Here is a 19,964-nt window from a genome sequence, read left to right on the forward strand (position 1 = left end):
TCTATTTATTTTCGTTTAAACGTTTTGCCTGCCCGGCCCAATCATCCCGTTGCGCCCTTCCCGGGAAGGAACCGGTGATTGAATCCAGCAAGTCGTATTCCCGCTGACTCATTTTGCTGAGCTGCGCATAAGAATAAATTCCTATCCCGTTAAGGGTTTTTTCCATTTGAGGGCCAATTCCCTTAACCTTTTTAAGGTCATCGGGAGTTTGAGTATCCGGATCAAAAGTGCCGAGGCTATCCATCAGGCTGCTGACCTGGGCAGTGCCTTCCTCTGCAGGAGGGGCCTTCTCGGTTTTAATGCTTTTTACTGTTCCGCCAGAAAGTGGGGTTACCTGATAAAGAGGCTTACCTGCATCCCGGAGTTTTTTATAACGCTCTCCTGAAGATTTCAGGATGGATTTCACTTCTGCCTGAGCGATTACCGGGAATGTGCGGGCGTATAACAGGAACAATACGAAGAAAAATCCGATGGTACCTATAAATATCCCGATATCCACAAAGGTGGGTGAAAACATCGTCCAGGAAGACGGCAGGTAATCCCTGTGAAGGGAGGTTACGATAATCACAAATCGCTCGAACCACATCCCTATATTTACCACAATTGAGATTATAAAGGATACCAGGATACTGGTCCGGATTTTCTTAAACCACATTACCTGAGGGGAAACCACATTACAGGTCATCATCAGGGTGTAGGCCCACCAGTAAGGTCCGGTTGCACGGTTCAGGAAGGCATATTGCTCGTACTCCACTCCGGAATACCAGGCAATAAACAATTCGGTGATATAGGCACACCCTACGATGGACCCCGTGATCATAATCACGATATTCATCAGTTCGATGTGCTGTACGGTAATATAGGCTTCAAGGTTACAGACCTTTCTCATGATAATGAGCAGGGTTTGTACCATGGCAAAACCTGAAAAGATTGCCCCAGCAACAAAGTAGGGCGGGAAGATGGTGGTATGCCATCCCGGAATAACAGAAGTCGCAAAGTCAAAAGATACAATGGTGTGTACAGAAAGTACCAGGGGGGTAGCCAATCCGGCCAGAACCAGGGATACTTCCTCAAAACGCTGCCAGTCTTTAGCCCTTCCGGTCCAGCCGAAGGAGACCAGGCTGTAAATCTTTTTCTGGAATGGTTTCACAGCGCGGTCCCGGATCATTGCAAAATCAGGTAATAATCCCGTCCACCAGAACACCAAAGAAACCGATAAATAGGTCGAAATCGCAAATACGTCCCATAAGAGCGGGGAGTTGAAGTTTACCCACAGGGAACCGAACTGGTTCGGGATGGGCAATACCCAGTACGCCAGCCAGGGTCGCCCCATGTGGATAATCGGGAATAATCCGGCCTGTATAACCGAAAAAATTGTCATGGCTTCCGCCGAACGGTTAATTGCCATTCTCCATTTCTGACGGAACAGCAGGAGAACAGCAGAAATAAGGGTTCCTGCGTGACCAATACCCACCCACCATACAAAGTTGGTAATATCCCAGGCCCAGTTTACGGTGCGGTTCAGTCCCCAGGTTCCGATACCGGTGGAAATAGTGTAAATGATACACCCGACTCCCCAAAGAAAGGCAGCCAGAGCGATGGAAAACACTATCCACCACTGCTTGTTGGCCCTTCCCTCTACGGGGGCTGCAATATCTACAGAAACGTCGTGGTAACCTTTATCGCCTAGAACAAGGGGTTTCCGTATTGGTGCTTCGTAATGCGACGCCATATAATCTTGTTTTCGTTTCTTGGTTTGTTATGCTTCGTCTGTATTGCGGACCTTCACATGGTAGAACACATTGGGTTTGGTACCCACATGCTCCAGGAGGTGATACATCCTGTCACTTTCTTTAAGTTTGGAAACTTCGCTTTCAGCATCATTTATATCTCCAAATACAATCGCTCCGCTGCTACATGCATTGGAACAGGCTGTCTGGAATTCCTCATCGGTAACTTTGCGCCCTTCCCGCTTGGCATCCAGAATCGATTTCTGAGTCATCTGAATACACCAGGAGCACTTTTCCATTACCCCGCGTGAGCGCACGTTTACATCTGGGTTGAGTACCATTTTACCCAAATCATTGTTCATATGGTAATCAAACTCATCGTTGTTATTGTAAAGGAACCAGTTAAAACGACGTACCTTATAAGGACAGTTGTTCGCACAGTAACGGGTACCAACGCAGCGGTTATAGGCCATGTGGTTATGACCCTGACGGCTGTGCGCAGTTGCAGCTACCGGACATACTGTTTCACAGGGAGCATGGTTACAATGTTGGCACATAACCGGCTGGAAAGCCACCTGCGGGTTAGCAGCAGGGTCTTCCATTTCCTCGAAGCCAGACTTGGACTCAAATGCTCCTGACATCTCGTCTTTTTTGATGTTATCGGCTTCAAAAGTATCTTCAGAGGAATAATATCGGTCTATACGCAACCAGTGCATATCCCGCGATTTGCGGATTTCCTGTTTTCCAACCACCGGAACGTTGTTTTCTGCATGGCAGGCAATAACGCAGGCCCCGCAACCGGTACAGGCATTCAGGTCTATGGACATATTAAAGTGATGACCTATAGACCGGTCAAAGCTATCCCAAAGGTCTACGGTGGTAGCAGGTACTTCCTGATGGTCCAGAGAAACCTGAGGCACATGGTTCCACTCAGAATGATCCTTTGTATTGAAAATCTCCAGAGTGGTTTCCTTAATAATATCCCCGCGACCCATTAAGGTTTTATGCAGTTGCACACAAGCAAACTCATGCATGCCAGCTGCTTTTTCAAGGCTTACTGACTGGATACTGCTGAAATTCTGATACAGACTAAAGGCGTTTACCCCAACCTGCATTTCAGATTTCATTCCTGTTTTCTTCCCGTAACCGAAGGATAAACCAACTGTTCCTTCCGCCTGCCCGGGTTGAATAATTACAGGTACATTGTTAAGGGTTTTGCCGTTGGCAGTAATATTTACATAGCTTCCATCCAGGCCTCCGTTGGCAACATGCTCATTAACCAGTCCCATTTCCATAGCGTCTTTCTTGGAAACGGTGAGGTAGTTATCCCAGGATACCCTGCTGATCGGATCCGGGAACTCCTGTAGCCATGGGTTTCCTGCCTGCCTTCCGTCTCCCATCCCGATCTTCGGGTACAGTACCAGACTCATTCCGTTTTCAGAAGCTGAGGCCAGCTTTCTGACTGAGGCAGCAATAGGTAATACAGTTGCAGATTCCGGCATGCTGTCTGATGATTCTTTATCGGTTTGCATCCCTCGCATTTCAACCGGATCACCCTCGGACATTGTATAAACCCCGTCGTGAAGGGCCTGGTTCCAGTCTGCTCCGGAAAGGATTTCGGTCTCCCAGGTTTCGCGTATAAATTCGTAATAGGTCTGTTCAGACCCCATCCACTTAAGCAAACAGTGCTGGAACTGACGCGTGTCAAAAAGTTCCCTTATCACCGGCTGGGTAAGGCTGTAATGTCCTTTTTTGGGAGAGAGATCACCCCATGATTCCAGGTAATGATTGGCTGCTGCCGTATAGGTGGTAAGTTCTGTAGTTTCGTTTTTATTCATTGAAAAGGCAACGGATAATTCCACCTTTCCGACGGCTTCAGCAAAGTCTGCCGCATTGGGCAGCGAATAGGCCGGGTTTACCCCGTCTATTAGCAACATGCCTATCTTCCCTGCCTGCATATCGCCGATCATGGCCTGAAGGGCTGCTGTGCTACCCTGTCTGACATATCGGGGATTTTGCGTATCGAAGGCCTCACTGCCCAGCATTTCATTAATCGCCAGCACTACTGCCTGGGCATCTGCATCGTCCAGTCCGGTCAGCACTACTGCCTTCCGTTTGTTTTTTCCGATACCGGCAACCAGTTTATCGAGCTCAGCATCTACGCGCTCCGGTAACTCGCCTCCAACGTTACTGCCATTTAGTTTGGCATAGAGATGTGCCAGAGCTACTTTTTGCTTTGCCGGGCTCAGTGGAATGCGCTTATCGGCATTTGCCCCGGTCAGTGACATATTTGATTCGAACTGCACGTGGCGTGACATCTTCCCATTTTTGGGCACACGGCCTTTACTATAACCGCTGTCGAATCCGCCTCCCTGCCAGTCTCCCAGGAAGTCTGCCCCAAAAGAGATGATCAGTTCTGCCTTATCCAGATGATAATCTGCAAGGGCGCGTTCCCCATATTTTGTCTCAAAAGCAGCTAAGGCTGCGTCTTCAGATATAGCATCGTATGATATGTGCCTTACATTCCCATATGCCTCTTTAAAGGCATTTACCAGACGGCTTGTTGATGGGCTGGCATAGGTTTGCGTCAGTATGGCCACCTCTTTTCCGGAAGCCTGCAAGCCTGCCAGTTTTGCCTTTACAGTGGCATCCAATACATCCCATTCCACAGGGTTTCCCTGAGCAGTAGGACCCTGTAAGCGGGTGCTGTCATACAAAGAGAGGACTGAAGCCTGAACCCTTGCATTGGCACTTCCCAATACGCCGGCCTCCTTGTTGTTCTCTATTTTTATAGGACGTCCCTCACGTGTCTTCACCAAAATACTGGCAAAGTCGTAACCATCTGCCATAGTGGTAGCGTAATAGTTGGCTACACCTGGGATAATTCGTTCCGGCTGAAATACATAAGGAATGGATTTATGAACAGGACCTTCACAGGCTGCCAGGGAAGCCGCTGCCGTACTAAAGCCGACGTATTTGAGAAAATCCCTGCGACTGGTCTGACTGGAAGCCAGTTGCTCTTTATCCCCCAGAAATTCATCTACGGGTACTTCCTCAGGGAACTCGTTCTGTCTAAGCGTCTCAACAATGGAATTGTCTGCGGAGAGTTCCGCTTCACTTTTCCAATATTTTTTGTTTGATGCCATACGATCTTTACAATTATCTCCTTATGATTAATAATGACACTTGCCGCATTCCAGCCCACCCATCTGGGCTGCCGTTACTTTATCTACTCCGTATTTCTTGGCAAGCTCTTCATGAATTTGCTCGTAGTACTCGTTGCCTTCCATCTTTACGTTGGTCTCACGGTGGCAGTTGATACACCACCCCATGGTGAGCGGGGAGTACTGGTACATGATTTCCATTTCTTCGACCGGCCCGTGACAGGTCTGACATTCAATCTGCCCTACCGTTACGTGCTGGGAGTGATTGAAATAGGCGAAGTCAGGCAGGTTGTGGATTCGGACCCACTCAACAGGCTGTGTCTCTCCTGTATATTGTTGGTTTTCTTCATCCCAGCCCACGGCCTTGTACAATTTCTTTATCTCACCGGTATAAAATTCATTGGTATACCCGTTTGCCAGATCTTCAGCTGAAGGTGGCGTGCCATCTCCTTTGTATTCGTAGATAGATTTATGACAGTTCATACAAACATTTAGGGATGGGATCCCCGAATGCTTGGACACACGGGCCGATGAGTGGCAATATTTACACTCAATCTTGTTCACTCCCGCGTGTATTCTGTGGGAATAATGGATTGGCTGTATGGGTGCATATCCCTGGTCTACCCCCACCTGCATCATCCACCCATAGGCAAAATAAGCAGACCCCAGCAGAAAGAATATAGCTGTAACCAATACTAAAAATTGATTTTGAGCAAAGGCTTTCCAGATCGGCGTACGCTTTTCGGCTTTTGCCTTTTCCATAACCACGCCATTGGCTTCGGCAATTCGCCTTAGGGTTTTGTTTACCAGAATAAGCATCATTACCAGCAAGGCAAAAACCAAGGCCAGCGCCCCCAGGATCAATTCATTGGAAACCCCTCCCGAAGCAGCCGGAACTTCTCCCGCTGCAGTAACAGCCACTGCCGCTGCCGGAGCCGGAGGCGGTGCTTCCGTATAAGCCAGGATATCGTTTATATCCTGATTGGAAAGTGTTGGAAAGGCAGTCATGGCCGCCTGGTTGTATTCGTTGTAAATACTATTGGCGTAAGCGTCACCGGAACTAATCATCCCAGCGCTGTTCTTGATCCAGGAATAGATCCATTCACAATCCAAGCCTTCCTCCTCAATCAGGCGGGTAGCCACATTGGCAAGGGCCGGGCCCGTCATTTTTCGATTTAAATTGTGGCAGGCAGCACAATTCTGGTTAAATAATTGCTTTCCTTTTTCCGGGTCTCCCGGGCCACAAGGCCCTTCGTCACCACTTGCTGCAACGGCCTCGGTATTGGCTGCCGCCTGGGCAGCTGCCTCGTCCTGAGCCGAAAGTGCGGGTGAAAAAAGTAGGGAAACTACTAGGGAAAAACCAAAAATCGCTGTCAACGGATGGCGGTTGGAAACCTTTTTCATGTGTTGCTGTTCAATATTTTCCTTAGCCCTGACGATGCTGTATTCAAGCTGGCACGCTTTGTGCATTCTAACATTTGAATGACCGTCTTTTAAGGCTTTTTGTTTCGTTTGGCCAAACAAAATTCCCATAATTTCTTACCGATTTTACTGGGATTTTGCAGGGTTCAAATTGTCGTCAAAAATACGACATAGACTTTATTTTGGAAATCTTAAAGGTTTTATAATTTATAATTTATAATTATTCTAAATAAGGTGAAAATTATTCCTGAAATAGCCGAAATCAAGTACCTTTAATGGCTCAATTCGATCAATGATGTATCCTATGAAAAATGCAATGATCATCCTGGCATGTCTGGTTATCAGCCTTTCCGAATTACATGCCCAGACCGGACAGGTTTCCATAGAACAAGATCCCAAAATTGGGAAACTTATGGATATTTACAAAAAAGGCGTATCCAGTTCCTCCTACTATACCATTCAGATAGGTTTTGGAAATTACGAGTTGGCCGAAAAGCTGAAGGCCGAGGCTTCTGATGAATTTCCGCAATGGAGGTCAAAAATTGTTTTTGATTCTCCCACCTACCGCGTTCAGCTCGGCCGCTTTAAGACAAAGCTGGAAGCCGAAAAGCAATATCAGGAAGTTCGCAAAAAATATCCCGGGGCACTTATTTTGCGGCCCGGCACAGAGAATTAATAACTAAAGAAAACCACTAAAAAAGCCCGGAAGCAATAGCATCCGGGCTTTTTTCTTTAACACTGCTGTTATATCTCTTAAAGGGTCTTCTTTACTGCGACTTCCTGGAAGGCTTCCACAACGTCCCCTTCTTTGATGTCATTGTAATTTTTGATCTGAAGACCACAGTCATATCCTTTGGAAACTTCTTTGACGTCGTCTTTAAAACGCTTTAAGGAAGCCAGTTCCCCGGTGAAGATTACAACTCCGTCCCTTATAAGACGGATATTGGAGTTTCTGTAAACCTTACCGCTGGTTACCATACACCCGGCAATGGTTCCGATCTTGGAAATCTTGAAGGTTTCGCGGATCTCGGCAGTTCCGGTTATCTCCTCCTTAATTTCAGGCGAAAGCATTCCCTCCATGGCGTCTTTCAGGTCATTGATAGCGTCGTAGATAATCGAGTAGAGTCGGATATCTATTTCTTCTTTGTCTGCCAGTTCACGTGCGTTACCCATAGGCCTTACATTAAAGCCGATTACGATCGCATCCGAAGCTGAGGCCAGCAGCACATCAGATTCCGTGATGGCGCCAACACCTTTATGGATAATATTTACCTGGATCTCATCCGTAGAAAGTTTCTGGAAAGAATCCGACAGCGCTTCCACCGAACCGTCCACATCCCCTTTAAGGATAATGTTGAGTTCTTTAAAGTCACCCAGTGCAATTCGTCTTCCGATTTCATCCAGGGTAATATGTCTTTGTGTGCGTACGGATTGCTCCCTTAACAACTGGCTGCGCTTGGCAGCTATTTGTTTGGCTTCCCTTTCGTCTTCCAGGACGTTGAATTTATCCCCCGCCTGAGGAGCTCCGTCCAGCCCCAATATGGAGATAGGGGTAGAAGGTCCGGCCTTTTTGATATTTTTCCCACGCTCATCCTGCATGGCTTTAACTTTTCCGCTGCAGGTCCCTGCCAGCACATAATCGCCGATGGTCAGAGTTCCCCCCTGTACCAATACAGTAGAGACATACCCTCTTCCTTTGTCAAGGAACGCCTCAACTACCGTTCCACTGGCAAGTTTATCCGGGTTGGCCTGTAACTCCAGCAATTCTGCTTCAAGCAATACTTTTTCAAGCAATTCCTTGACGCCTGCTCCGGTTTTGGCCGAAATGTCATGGGATTGAATTTTACCTCCCCAATCTTCAACCAGTAAGTTCATATTGGCCAGCCCCTCCTTGATTTTATCCGGATTGGCTGTTGGGCGGTCTATTTTATTGATCGCAAAGACGATTGGTACTCCCGCTGCCTGTGCATGGCTGATCGCCTCCTTGGTTTGGGGCATGATGTCGTCATCTGCAGCGATTACGATAATCGCAATATCCGTAACCTGGGCACCCCTTGCCCGCATTGCGGTAAAGGCTTCGTGACCCGGGGTATCCAGGAAGGTTATACGCTGGCCATTCTTGAGGGTTACCCCGTATGCACCTATGTGCTGGGTGATACCCCCGCTTTCTCCCGCGATTACATTTTCATTTCTTATATGGTCAAGAAGGGATGTTTTCCCGTGATCTACGTGCCCCATAACCGTAACGATGGGGGCTCTTGATTTCAGGTCTTCAGGGGCATCTTCCTCCTCTTCTATAGTTTCCTCAATGTCTGCAGTAACGAATTCCACTTCATATCCGAATTCATCGGCTACTATAGACAGGGTTTCGGCATCCAGGCGCTGGTTCATGGTCACCATGATCCCCAGGGACATACATGCTGATATAATACTGGTGGTGGGAATATCCATCATGACAGCAACCTCTCCTACGGTAACGAATTCAGTTACCTTCAGGATTTTACTATCCAGTTCCTGCTGCTCAAGATCCTTTTCGGTTTGCTGACGGTGCTGGTCCCGCTTGTCTCTGCGGTACTTGGCTCCCTTGCCTTTTTTGGATTTACCCTGTAATTTTTCCAGGGTTTCCCTTACCTGCTTCTGAACTTCTTCTTCGGTAGGCTCTACTTTAGCTGTTGCAGCTCCCTGACCTCTGCGACCCGTTCCTCTGGAACGTCCACCCGGGGAATCTGCCTTGCTTACAATTCGCTTGCGCCTGCGTTTGCGATCATCCCCTGAAGAACTCTTTTCCTCTTTCTTCTTTTTGGGTTTTTCAAATTTGGACAGGTCAATTTTATCGGTAATCTTCGGTCCGCTAAGCTTCTGGTACTGGGTTTCTATAGTATCAGGCTTTTCCTTTTCCTCCTTGGCAACTTCCTTAGGCGCTTCTTCTTTAGTCTTTTCAACTGCCTTTTCAGGTGCTTTTACCTCAGCTTCCTCCTCTTTTTCGGCAGGTTGTTCCTCAGCTACTGGCTTAACTTCCTTTTTGGCAGGGGCATCCAGGTCTATTTTTCCAACGGTTTTAGGCCCGCTCAGTTCCGCTTTTGCTTTTACAACCTCTTTGGCGGCTGCGCGCTTTTCCCTGGCTAGCCTTCGCTCTTCCTGTTCCTGTTCTAATTGAAGCCGGATGGCTTCTTTTTCCTTTCGCTTTTCCTCTCCTACTTCCTTGGAAGCAACCTTTTTGCTCATATCGGTCTGGAACTCATCCAGCAATACCTGGTATACTTCATTGGATATCTTGGTGGTTGGACGTGCATCCACCTGGTGCCCCTGGGACGCCAGATAGTCCACTGCCCTATCCAGTGAAATATTGAGTTCTCTCAAGACTTTGTTAAGCCTTATGGTTGCATTATCTGCCATAAAAAATTCCTTCGTTTTGCGCTATTACGTTGCTAATATATAGCTTAATCTTCAAATTCTTCTTTGAGGATGCGAATCACATCCAAAATCGTCTCTTCTTCCAGATCGGTTCTTTTCACCAGATCCTCAACGTCCTGTTCAAGGACGCTACGAGCCGTATCCAGGCCAATTTTCTTAAACTCTTCAATGATCCAGGCTTCAATCTCATCGGAAAACTCTCTGAGTTCTACGTCTTCCTCCACACCTTCCCTGAATACATCGATCTCGTATCCCGTTAACTGTCCTGCCAGGCGGATATTATGCCCGCCTCTTCCGATAGCCTTGGAAACTTCTTCCGGTTTCAGATATACCTGCGCCGTCATGTTCTCATCATTGAGTTTTACCTGGGTTACCCGGGCAGGACTCAGGGCGCGCGTTACCATCAACTGCGGATTATTGGTCCAGTTTATGACATCGATATTCTCATTGCCCAACTCCCGGACAATCCCATGAATACGGGAACCTTTCATCCCCACACAGGCCCCTACCGGATCAATCCTGTCATCATAGGAGTCTACAGCAACCTTTGCCTTTTCCCCTGGGATCCGCACGGCCTTCTTAATGGTGATCAGGCCGTCAAATACTTCAGGGATTTCCTGATGGAACAACTGCTCGAGGAATACAGGAGAAGTTCTGGACATTATTATAAGGGGCTTGTTGCCTTTCAGCTCAACGCTCTCGATAATTCCTCTGACGTTATCTCCCTTGCGGAAAAAGTCTGACGGGATCTGTTTTTCCTTTGGCATAAGAATTTCATTTCCCTCGTCGTCCAGCAGTATAATTGCCTTATGACGGATATGGTGAACTTCCGCCGTATAGATCTCCCCTTCAAGGTCCTTGAACTGCTTGTAGATAGTCGTGTTGTCGTGCTCGTGGATTTTTGCAATCAGGTTCTGACGAAGCGCCAGAATAGCCCTACGGCCAAGATCTTTAAGCTTCACCTCCTCAGATACATCTTCCCCCACTTCAAAATCCGGCTCAATTTTCCTGGCTTCGCTCAGAGAAATCTCCTCGTTGGGCTCTTCTACCTCCCCATCGGGCACAACAACCCGGTTCCTCCAAATTTCAAGGTCTCCTTTGTCCGGGTTAATAATGATATCGAAATTATCATCCGATCCGAATTTTCGCTTCAAAGCACTTCGGAAGACTTCTTCCAGAATTGCCATCAAGGTTACCCTGTCGATAAATTTATCATCCTTAAATTCTGAGAATGATTCAATTAACGCGAGATTTTCCATTTTACGCTGCCATTAGAATTTTAAAACTACTTTTGCCTGTTCAATATCCGCAAAGGGGATTTTAGCCTCCTTCTTTACGGTATGTTTGCCTTTGCCTACCGGCTTTGGCTCTCTTGTCTTCCAGTTCAGGGTTATTCCTGATTCGCTCGTTGCTGTCAGGGTTCCTTTAACCGTTTTGACCGCTGTCTGTACTTCCAGTGTTCTTCCGATATGTTTAGGGTATTGCCTGGGCAGTTCCAGTGGCTGGGTTGCCCCTGCCGAACTTACTTCCAGGGAGAAATCATACTCATCCCGGTCCAGTGAATGTTCAATGGCCCTGCTGACATCCATGCAATCCTGCAGGTTAACCCCTTCATCTCCGTCAATGATTACCCTTATCGTCTGATCCGGCAGGATGGTTAGCTCTAAAAGGAATAAATTTGGCTTTTCTGCAAATGCATCATCCAGTAATTCCTTAACTTTTTCTTCGAGCTGCGTCCCTGCCATATTGCCTGTCTGCATTTAAATACCGGTAATAAAAGAGGGGACAAATTGTCCCCTCATGAATACCTTCTATTCTTTCAGTGCGGCAAATATACGAACATTTTCGGAAAACTTAAGAATGCTTTTAAAATAAATGTTTTAGCCCATATGCCCAATACAACTTACCTTTAAGGGCAAATGCCAAAATCTCCCTATGGAAATTTTCTCTTCTTACAACCTTATTATTGAAGCCTCCCTTATCCTGATCCTGTCTTTCTGGTTTAACGGGCTCTCGAAAAAGACCAATATCCCGTCCGTATTGATGCTTATCGGTTTGGGCGTGATCTTGCAGTATGTTGCCAAGTTTTTTGTAAGCAGCCTTCCCGACCTTTTCCCCGCCCTCGAAATCCTCGGAATCGTAGGCCTTATTATGATTGTCCTGGAGGCAGCACTGGAACTGGAGCTTCGAAAGGAAAAGACATGGGCTATTCTCAAATCCTTATTAATAGCCCTGGTCGGTTTGCTGTTATCAGCCTGGGCGGCAGCCTGGATCCTGCACTCGCTCGTTCCGGGGATGAGCCTGAGTGCGGCCTGGATATATGCAACCCCCCTTTCCATCCTTTCAAGTGCCATTATCATTCCGAGTGTAGGAGGCCTCAAAGCTGAAAAAAAAGAATTCCATATCTATGAAAGTACCTTTTCCGACATCGCAGGGATCATACTATTCTATTATCTGGCCGGTCAGATGAATCCTGCCGAGGCGATGGGCGCGGCTGGTTTTACCGGAAGTATTTTCCTGACTATAGTGGTCGCAGTAATTGCCAGTTATGCCATCATCCTTATTTTTCAGGAAATCAAGAGCCAGGCCAAGCAGTTCCTTCTTATTGCTGTGCTTTTGTTGCTGTATGCCATCGGGAAAAAATTACACCTGTCTTCCCTCATCATCATCCTTATATTCGGACTGGTCATCGCCAATATGAAACTGTTTTTCGGGGGAAAATTAAGGAAGTACCTAAAGGTCGAAAGAGCTGATCAAATATATCACGAATTGCATATAATTACCTTGGAAACTGCATTTGTGGTCCGCACTTTCTTCTTTGTAGTCTTCGGACTGACCATTGTGCTTTCCTCCTTGTTCAGCCTGAAAGTTTTGTTGATAAGCGTTCTGATCCTGGCATCCATTTACGGGATACGCTTTCTGATACTTCGGATTTTCTTTGGCAAGGATATCCTCCCGCAGCTATTTGTGGCTCCCCGCGGGCTTATAACCGTTTTACTGTTTTATGCAATCCCTTCAGATGCTGTTGTGGCCGGTTTTGAACCGGGTATCCTTTTATTTATAATCATCGGAACCAGCCTTATCATGACCTGGGCCATGATTCGGAACAAACAGCAAACAGCAGTTCCGCTGGATGAGCCGGACAAGGAATTTCAGAAGCCTGAGCTGGCTTATGAAGAGGAACTCCCTACGCGACCTGTAGAACTGGATCCGCAAGCGCCCCTCAGGCCACAAGATCCAGAGGAGTATGAAGGGGATACCCATCCGGGTGACCCTATACCTTAGGGATATTTACAAAAACAAAAAACATCTCCTTGCGGGATATACTTTTTAGGGGCCATTAAGCTCCCTTAAAGAAGGTTTTCCGGCAACTGACAGATAAAGCAAAGTTCTGCGGTGGCCTGTCAGAAAAAGGAAAGCCCCTTTTCAGGGGCCTTCACTTATTTATGATAAATCTTTGTTGTATTAATTAACTCCAATTGGATCCGGACTACCATCGGGGTCTCCGATCACGGTATCAAAGCTGCTGATATTTCCCAGAAGCAGGAGTCCGCAGGCGTGTGGCGCAGCCATTGACGTACCACTGATGGTATTGTAACCACCCCCCTTCCAGGTAGATTTGATAGCCACTCCCGGCTCGCAATAATCAACAGGAGGGTTGTTGTAATTGGAAAAAGAAGCCCAGACATCCCCTTCGGACATGGCAGAGATGGTGTAAATATTATTTCCATTGGCAGAAGCCGGGGATTTCGTTGCGGCATTCGTACTTTCATTCCCGGCAGCCAGAGCAAATTTAACCTTGGCAGATGCTGCAATTACTGCATCGTTGACGGCCTGTGAAAAGCCACCGCCCAGGCTCATGTTGGCAACATCGCCGGTACTGCCGTTAGCAGCAACATGGTCTACGCCTGCAATCACACCGGAATAGGACCCACTGCCGCGGCTATCCAGCACCTTCACCGGTATCACTGTGGCCCCGGCGGCAACACCTATAACGCCTACATTATTATCTTTAGCAGCTACTGTCCCGGCCACATGGGTTCCGTGCCCATTTCCATCGGCTGAAAGGTCAGCATCCCGGCCTTTGGTAAATGCATTGAAGCCCCTGGACACATCTACATTGAGATCCTCGTGGGTGGCATCAATACCAGAATCAATGATCCAGGCAACATTGCTACCCGTATAAGCTACACCTCCGTTAACCCGGGTGATCCCCCATGGGGTTTCCTGGCCGGCAGAGCCTCCCCCATCATTACCTCCACCTCCCGGGCCTTTTCCAGGTGGGGGAGCCAGGGTAAACATCTGGTCCTTTTCAATATAGGCCACTCGCTCATCTGTAGCCAGTTCAGCGGCCTGCTTTTCGCTCATGCTAACCGAAACCCCGGTAAGGGTCTTGCTATACACGTGTTCAATGGCCTCTCCTTTCAATTGAAGGCCTCCCAGTATTTTGGTTGCCAAATCCTTCACGGCCGCATTGGCCGCCTTGTAATCATTGCCGTAACGTGCCCCGACATCCCCGGTTAACTTTCGGTTAAAAACCACGATATAAGATCCTTCGATGACATAACTGCCCTGATTAAAGACAGCGGGGTCTACAGTTTCTTCCAGGACGTTCTGCAGATCAAGGGTTTCATCGTTGTTTAATGTATCGTCTGTACAGGCAAACAATACGATTCCGGCGCCGGCACAGACAGCCATGCGCTTAAAAAAAGAGTGCTTCATAATGTTAATGGTCTTAATGTTTTGGCTGAATTTAAGAAAATTTTAAGAATTGCAAAGCGGACGGAATTTTTTTTTCAAGGGTTGATCCAGGCGCCATACCCTGCCTGTAAGAAGCATTCCCCATTACACCGATAGAACTGAATTCGTCATTAAACTGGAGGTATGCAGAGAAGAGAAGGAAAAGCCAGGGAATGGTTATAAAAGGAAATGATTAGATTAATAGAAACAAAAAACCCATCTCCTTGCGGGATGGGTCTTAAGTTGGCCTACTAGGACTCGAACCTAGAATGACTGGACCAAAACCAGTAGTGTTGCCAATTACACCATAGGCCAGTGTTTCTTGAGCGTGCAAATTTAATACAAATGTTGATTTGCACAAACAATTTACATCAGATTTATCGAAACCTTTTGTGCGCGGATGGCTGTTAAACGTTTATAAAAAATGCCATAGCTTCTGGGCATTAATTACTAAATTCGCCCCGTACCCGCAAAAGGACTACTACATGCTAGTTAAGAACTTCGAGAAGATCAACACTCTGATGGGGTGGTTTGTTTTTTTTATTGCCCTGATAACCTATGGTATTACAGTAGAACCCACCGGCAGTTTCTGGGACGCCGGGGAATATATCGCCACTTCTGCCAAACTTCAGGTGGCCCACCCCCCGGGAGCCCCCTTGCTTCAGATGATAGGGGCCTTCTTTTCGCTATTTGCACTGGAAGCAGACCAGGTGGCAAAAATGGTCAACTATGTTTCCGGAGTTTCGGCCGCTTTAACCATACTGTTTATGTTCTGGACAATTACCAATCTCAGTGGCAAGCTCCTTGGGGCAGGAGAGAAAATGAGCAGCGGGAAAGCAATGGCCATGCTGGGTGCTGGCCTGGTTGGATGTCTCACACTAACCTATTCAGATAGTTTCTGGTTCAACGCTGTTGAAACCGAAGTTTACGCCATGGCCAGCTTTATTATGTCTGTCTTGCTTTGGATGGGCCTGAAATGGACAGATAATCTGGACAGCCCCAGGGGTAATCGATGGCTGGTACTGATCTGTTTCGTTGTGGGCCTGACCTTCGGGATACAGTTTATGGGCTTTTTGGCCATCCCTTCCATCGGGCTGTTGTACTACTTTAAAAGATATAAAACTACAACCGTTAAAAACTTCCTCCTGGCCAATGTGGCGGTTGTGGCGGTCCTTATCCTCGTTTATAAATTCTCCCTCACCTATGTCCTTAAATTATTCGGATGGGGCGAGGTATTCTTTATCAATGAAGTAGGGCTACCTTTCAATTCCGGAACCATTATTATCGGGATATTGTTCGCTTCCGCTTTTTATTTTGGCCTGAATTATACCCGCCGCAATAATTACAGGAAAGCCAACACCCTGGTACTCTGTGGCATGTTTTTATTTCTCGGATTCTCTTCCTGGCTTATGCTGCCCATTCGTGCCAATGCAAACGTTATTATCAACGAGAACAACCCGGCCGATGCCCGGGCCCTTCTGGCCTATTACAACCGGGAGCAGTACCCGGGTACAGATAGTCCGGTTTACGGCGCCTATTATTCCGATCTCTTTGCACCTGCCGGACCCAACCGGGATGATAAGCCCAAATATGAAAGAGATGAAAAAACCGGGAAGTACATTATAGTTAACCATTATAAGGAAGCCCTGCCCGGCCCCAATGAAAAACACATTGGCCCGCTCCCACGAATGTGGAGCAGCCAGCACGCCGAAAACTACATGAAGTATTTTGGGCCGCTGGACTTCAGCCTGAAAAAGAATAATGAAGAGTTGCGCAGAGCCACCTCACAGTTGCGTGCGGCACTTGCCAACGGGGAAATTGATGAGGGCCAGTATATTACATTTTTAAGACGCTTCGGGGAAGAACTGGAAGTACAGCCGCCTTCTGTGTGGGATAATATCCGCTTTATGTTCCAGTTCCAGTTTGGTTACATGTACTGGCGGTACTTTATGTGGAATTTTGTAGGGAAACAGGACGATAAGCAAGGTCGTTATAACGGGCAGGGCGAATGGCTCAGCGGAATCAAATTTATTGACGCGATACGCCTGGGGAGTCAGGATAACCTGCCACAGGACAAACTGGATAACAAAGGGCGCAATACCTACTTCTTTTTGCCCTTGCTGTTGGGGATAATTGGAATAATTTTCCAGATCTCCAGGAACCCGAAGCAATTCTGGGTTTTGTTTGTCTTCTTTATGTTTACCGGGATCGCCATTCAATTTTACACCAATCCCTATGTCTTCCAACCCCGGGAAAGGGATTATTCCCTGGTAGGGTCCTTCTATATTTTTTCTATCTGGATAGGGATGGGAGTACTCGGTCTGTACGAAGAATTCAAGAAATGGATCAGTCCTAAAATCTGGGCTCCCGTTATCAGCCTGGTTTGCTTATTGGCTGTGCCTACCCTGATGGCTTACCAGAACTGGGACGATCACGATCGCTCGGGAAGGTATACGGCCCGCTCCAGTGCCAAAGCTTATCTGGATAGCTGCGTGGAAGATGCCGGAGCCATGTTATTTACCATTGGGGATAACGATACTTTCCCACTGTGGTATGCACAGGAAATAGAGAAATACCGAACGGATGTGCGTGTTATTTGCACCAGCCTTTTTGCGACAGACTGGTATGTAGACCAGATGAAACGAAAGGCTTATGAAAGCGAGCCCATCCCTTCTCAACTCACCCATAACCTTTATCGTTATGGCAACAGGGATGTTATCTATTATCAGCAGATTACGGAAAACCGCTGGAATATCAAGGATTTTATGAACTGGATCGGGAGTGACCGGCCGGAGACTAAATTGCGTTATTACCTTGAAAAAAATGGCGGGGATATCAACGAGTATCCCGAAAGCACTCTGGACCTTGTTTATTATCCCACCAATAAGATCAGGGTGCCGGTAAATAAGGAAAATGTACTGAAGTACGGAATTGTAAAGCCCAGAGATTCTGCCCTTATAGTAGATTATATCGATATAGACCTCCCCAACGCTATGGCCAAAAACCGGATTATGATGCTCGATATCCTTGCAAATAATGACTGGAAGCGTCCCATATATTTCTCCGGGGGTAGTTTTGATGATGCCGAATATTTATGGATGAAGGATTACCTGCAACTGGAAGGGCTTGCTTATAAACTGGTTCCTATAAAAACCCAAAACCGCTCCGCTTTTGAACTGGGTCGCATCGATACCGATCGCATGTATGAAGTAGTCATGAATTGGGAATGGGGCAATTCCGGAAGTTCTGAAATTTATCACGACACTCAAACCCGCTCACAGGGCCTTTCCTTCAGGAGTAACCTTGCGCGGCTAATGGAAGCACTCATTGCCGAGAACAAAATTGAAAAGGCCAAAAATGTCATTGAATTGGCAATGACCCACCTGCCCGTTAAATATTTTGAATTCTACACCTTTGTGGAACCCTTTGTGGATGGCTATTACCAGGTGGGGGAAACGGAAAAGGCGCGGGAGTTGTTCAATCAGCTAAAAGACATCTACCTGGACCGCCTGGATTATTATGCAGGCATTCCCCTTGACGAGCAATACGACAATATTGAAGAAATCCTGGGAGATATGGAAGCCTACAGGCGTATTATCGATATTCTTATAGAAAATGACCTGAGGGAGCTGGCCGAAAAGGAAACCCTTATTTTTAATGAGCAGCTGGATCGTTTCCAGTTTACCGAAAATCCCCTGGAAGAAAGCCTGCCCGAGATTCCGGAAGTAACGGCACCCGATCCGGATCTGCCAGACAGCACTATCGTGCCAGATAGCAGCTCGCTAAGGGATACGGTTATAGAAAATTAAAAGCCGGAGATAGGCAGCTAAAGCAGTAAAAAAACTTTCAGGCTGCTATATATACTCGTTGAGAATACCGATAAGGGTGTTGGCATCCTGTTCCCCGCTTTGCCTCCAGACCATCTCCCCCTTCTTATAAATCATAAGGGTCGGAAGGCCTTTAATGCGCAGGGCCTGCGAGAGCTCCTTGTTCTTGTCAACATCTATTTTAATTACCTTGCCTTTATCACCAAGGGCAGCGGCTACATCCCTTAGAACAGGATGCATAGAAGTAGATTGTTCGTTCCACTCGGCGTAGAAATCCAAAAGCACCGGGATACTCTGATCTATAAGTTCACCGAATTTAGACATATAGCAATGATTGGGTTACAAATCAAAAGTAAGAAAAATTGTTAAATCCTAACGGAAACTGCCTGTTTTAGCTGGAATCACACAAACCGCTTCAGGCCATTCCCTTTTTCTTAAGGGTAATTACTGTTATTTCGGGCCATATCCCAACCCTTCCGGGATACCCCAGAAACCCAAAGCCCCTGTTTACATTAATATACTGTCCTAATTCTTCATAAATCCCGGCCCAGTACTTATAGCGCCATTTTACCGGGCTCCATTTTACCCAACCGGGAATCTCTATCCCAAATTGCATCCCATGGGTATGCCCGCTCAGGGTAAGGTGATAGTGTAATTCATCCTCGATTACCCGGTCTTCCCAATGGGAAGGGTCGTGGCTCAGGAGAATTCTGAAAACATCCTTCTCCAGGCCCGCGGTGGCCATTCTGAGATCGCCGGCTTTCTTGAAGCCCCCCCTGCCCCAGTTTTCAACCCCTATCAGGGCTATCTTATCATTCCCCTTTTGCAGATAACGGTGTTCGTTTAAGAGCAGATCGAATCCCATTTCTTTCTGCATTCGTTTGAGGTCTTCAAGGTTCTGAACCTTCGCCTCTTCGGTCTCCCAGTTATAGTAGTCTCCGTAATCATGGTTTCCCAAAATGGAATACTTCCCATCCGGGGCATCGAGTGTTCCAAAAAGTTCCTTCCAGGGCAACATCTCCTCAGCCTTGTTATTTACCATATCCCCGGTAAAAAATAGCACATCGCTTTTTTGCTCATTGATCAGCGAGACGCCGTATTCAATTTTTTCACGATTGTCAAAACTGCCACTATGGATATCCGAAATTTGCGTTATGGTATAATTGTGAAAAGCTTCCGGTAATTCTTTAAACTCCAGGTTGTATTTAAGAACCCTGAACCGGTATTTGCCCCGGTACATGCCGTATAACAACGCCCCGAAAGGGATAGAAGCAATGCCAAGGGCCATCAGGCTTAAAAACCTTCTCCGGGTAGGCAGTGTAAATTCATCCGACTTTCCTCCTATTTTGTGGTAGGCGGCAAAAATAAGCCTGAAGATGTCTTCCGAAAAGAGAAAGAGAATGGTGATCAGGTTAAAAGTAAGTATAGCCAGAAGAAATCCGACAGCATAACTCTTAGGCCGGCTCAGGACCCTGCCCCCTTCTTCCGCCCAACTGAATTGATAGATAAAATTTCCAAGGATCAGAAGCGCCACTGCCATATACAGAAAATACACCCAGGGAAAACGGGTCCCTGAGCGAAGCGCCTGTAAGGTGTACAGGCCCATCGCCAGATAGACGATAATAAAAAGAATCCAACGGATCATATGGCTTTACAAATATATCTCT

Annotated in this window: 12 protein-coding genes and 1 tRNA gene; 3 read left to right on the plus strand and 10 right to left on the minus strand. The window is 47.0% G+C overall.

Annotated features, from left to right (window positions below; genetic code table 11):
• Nucleotide 1 precedes the first annotated feature (1 nt).
• The 3 genes from nrfD to ACT6NU_RS03865 are packed head-to-tail and all read right to left on the minus strand — an operon-like array spanning nt 2 to nt 6,298.
• Entirely contained in the window at nt 2–1,732 is a 1,731-nt protein-coding gene (gene nrfD, locus ACT6NU_RS03855; RefSeq protein ID WP_445383146.1) for an NrfD/PsrC family molybdoenzyme membrane anchor subunit, read from the minus strand.
• Nucleotides 1,733–1,759: 27 nt separating this feature from the next.
• Nucleotides 1,760–4,876 carry a TAT-variant-translocated molybdopterin oxidoreductase gene (locus ACT6NU_RS03860; RefSeq protein ID WP_445383147.1) on the minus strand — a complete coding sequence of 1,039 codons (3,117 nt, stop codon included), beginning with the start codon at nt 4,874–4,876 and terminating at the stop codon, nt 1,760–1,762.
• A gap of 27 nt (nt 4,877–4,903) precedes the next feature.
• Nucleotides 4,904–6,298, minus strand: a complete 1,395-nt coding sequence (locus ACT6NU_RS03865) for a cytochrome c3 family protein (RefSeq protein WP_445383828.1) — start codon at nt 6,296–6,298, stop codon at nt 4,904–4,906.
• A gap of 322 nt (nt 6,299–6,620) precedes the next feature.
• Here ACT6NU_RS03865 and ACT6NU_RS03870 point away from each other — a divergent pair, with 322 nt between their 5' ends.
• Nucleotides 6,621–6,992: an SPOR domain-containing protein gene (locus tag ACT6NU_RS03870; RefSeq protein ID WP_445383148.1), complete on the plus strand. Its 372-nt coding sequence runs from the start codon at nt 6,621–6,623 to the stop codon at nt 6,990–6,992.
• Between the two features lie 77 nt (nt 6,993–7,069).
• Here the strand turns inward: ACT6NU_RS03870 and infB are convergent, their stop codons facing one another.
• From infB to rimP, 3 genes are read right to left on the minus strand one after another with little or no spacing between them, the layout of a single operon-like run.
• Complete coding sequence (gene infB / locus ACT6NU_RS03875) at nt 7,070–9,712, minus strand: translation initiation factor IF-2 (RefSeq protein ID WP_445383149.1); 2,643 nt, start codon at nt 9,710–9,712, stop codon at nt 7,070–7,072.
• A gap of 44 nt (nt 9,713–9,756) precedes the next feature.
• Entirely contained in the window at nt 9,757–10,989 is a 1,233-nt protein-coding gene (gene nusA / locus ACT6NU_RS03880; RefSeq protein ID WP_445383150.1) for a transcription termination factor NusA, read from the minus strand.
• Between the two features lie 12 nt (nt 10,990–11,001).
• A complete protein-coding gene (rimP, locus tag ACT6NU_RS03885) occupies nt 11,002–11,475 on the minus strand; it encodes a ribosome assembly cofactor RimP (protein WP_445383151.1) in 474 nt (157 codons plus the stop codon).
• Between the two features lie 190 nt (nt 11,476–11,665).
• Here rimP and ACT6NU_RS03890 point away from each other — a divergent pair, with 190 nt between their 5' ends.
• Complete coding sequence (locus ACT6NU_RS03890; protein ID WP_445383152.1) at nt 11,666–13,015, plus strand: cation:proton antiporter domain-containing protein; 1,350 nt, start codon at nt 11,666–11,668, stop codon at nt 13,013–13,015.
• Between the two features lie 180 nt (nt 13,016–13,195).
• Here ACT6NU_RS03890 and ACT6NU_RS03895 read toward each other — a convergent pair whose 3' ends face one another.
• Together ACT6NU_RS03895 and ACT6NU_RS03900 are read right to left on the minus strand one after the other, a co-directional pair.
• Nucleotides 13,196–14,452, minus strand: coding sequence for a S8 family serine peptidase (locus ACT6NU_RS03895; RefSeq protein WP_445383153.1), 1,257 nt, complete (start codon nt 14,450–14,452; stop codon nt 13,196–13,198).
• A gap of 261 nt (nt 14,453–14,713) precedes the next feature.
• Nucleotides 14,714–14,785: transfer RNA gene (locus ACT6NU_RS03900), tRNA-Gln, on the minus strand.
• 170 nt (nt 14,786–14,955) lie between these two features.
• Between ACT6NU_RS03900 and ACT6NU_RS03905 the strand changes: the two genes are divergently transcribed.
• Entirely contained in the window at nt 14,956–18,279 is a 3,324-nt protein-coding gene (locus tag ACT6NU_RS03905; protein ID WP_445383154.1) for a protein O-mannosyl-transferase family, read from the plus strand.
• 45 nt (nt 18,280–18,324) lie between these two features.
• On the opposite strand, the gene ACT6NU_RS03910 is transcribed toward ACT6NU_RS03905, so the two are convergent.
• Together ACT6NU_RS03910 and ACT6NU_RS03915 are read right to left on the minus strand one after the other, a co-directional pair.
• Nucleotides 18,325–18,621: a thioredoxin family protein gene (locus ACT6NU_RS03910; RefSeq protein ID WP_445383155.1), complete on the minus strand. Its 297-nt coding sequence runs from the start codon at nt 18,619–18,621 to the stop codon at nt 18,325–18,327.
• Nucleotides 18,622–18,712: 91 nt separating this feature from the next.
• Nucleotides 18,713–19,942, minus strand: coding sequence for a metallophosphoesterase (locus ACT6NU_RS03915; protein ID WP_445383156.1), 1,230 nt, complete (start codon nt 19,940–19,942; stop codon nt 18,713–18,715).
• Between the last annotated feature and the right edge of the window lie 22 nt (nt 19,943–19,964).

Source organism: Robiginitalea rubriflava, assembly GCF_052540725.1.

Excerpts from the sequence above, each read along its gene's own strand:
- nrfD (WP_445383146.1), bottom strand. The coding sequence starts at position 1,732 with ATGGCGTCGCATTACGAAGCACCAATACGGAAACCCCTTGTTCTAGGC.
- ACT6NU_RS03860 (WP_445383147.1), bottom strand. The coding sequence starts at position 4,876 with ATGGCATCAAACAAAAAATATTGGAAAAGTGAAGCGGAACTCTCCGCA.
- ACT6NU_RS03865 (WP_445383828.1), bottom strand. The coding sequence starts at position 6,298 with ATGAAAAAGGTTTCCAACCGCCATCCGTTGACAGCGATTTTTGGTTTT.
- ACT6NU_RS03870 (WP_445383148.1), top strand. The coding sequence starts at position 6,621 with ATGAAAAATGCAATGATCATCCTGGCATGTCTGGTTATCAGCCTTTCC.
- infB (WP_445383149.1), bottom strand. The coding sequence starts at position 9,712 with ATGGCAGATAATGCAACCATAAGGCTTAACAAAGTCTTGAGAGAACTC.
- nusA (WP_445383150.1), bottom strand. The coding sequence starts at position 10,989 with ATGGAAAATCTCGCGTTAATTGAATCATTCTCAGAATTTAAGGATGAT.
- rimP (WP_445383151.1), bottom strand. The coding sequence starts at position 11,475 with ATGGCAGGGACGCAGCTCGAAGAAAAAGTTAAGGAATTACTGGATGAT.
- ACT6NU_RS03890 (WP_445383152.1), top strand. The coding sequence starts at position 11,666 with ATGGAAATTTTCTCTTCTTACAACCTTATTATTGAAGCCTCCCTTATC.
- ACT6NU_RS03895 (WP_445383153.1), bottom strand. The coding sequence starts at position 14,452 with ATGAAGCACTCTTTTTTTAAGCGCATGGCTGTCTGTGCCGGCGCCGGA.
- ACT6NU_RS03905 (WP_445383154.1), top strand. The coding sequence starts at position 14,956 with ATGCTAGTTAAGAACTTCGAGAAGATCAACACTCTGATGGGGTGGTTT.
- ACT6NU_RS03910 (WP_445383155.1), bottom strand. The coding sequence starts at position 18,621 with ATGTCTAAATTCGGTGAACTTATAGATCAGAGTATCCCGGTGCTTTTG.
- ACT6NU_RS03915 (WP_445383156.1), bottom strand. The coding sequence starts at position 19,942 with ATGATCCGTTGGATTCTTTTTATTATCGTCTATCTGGCGATGGGCCTG.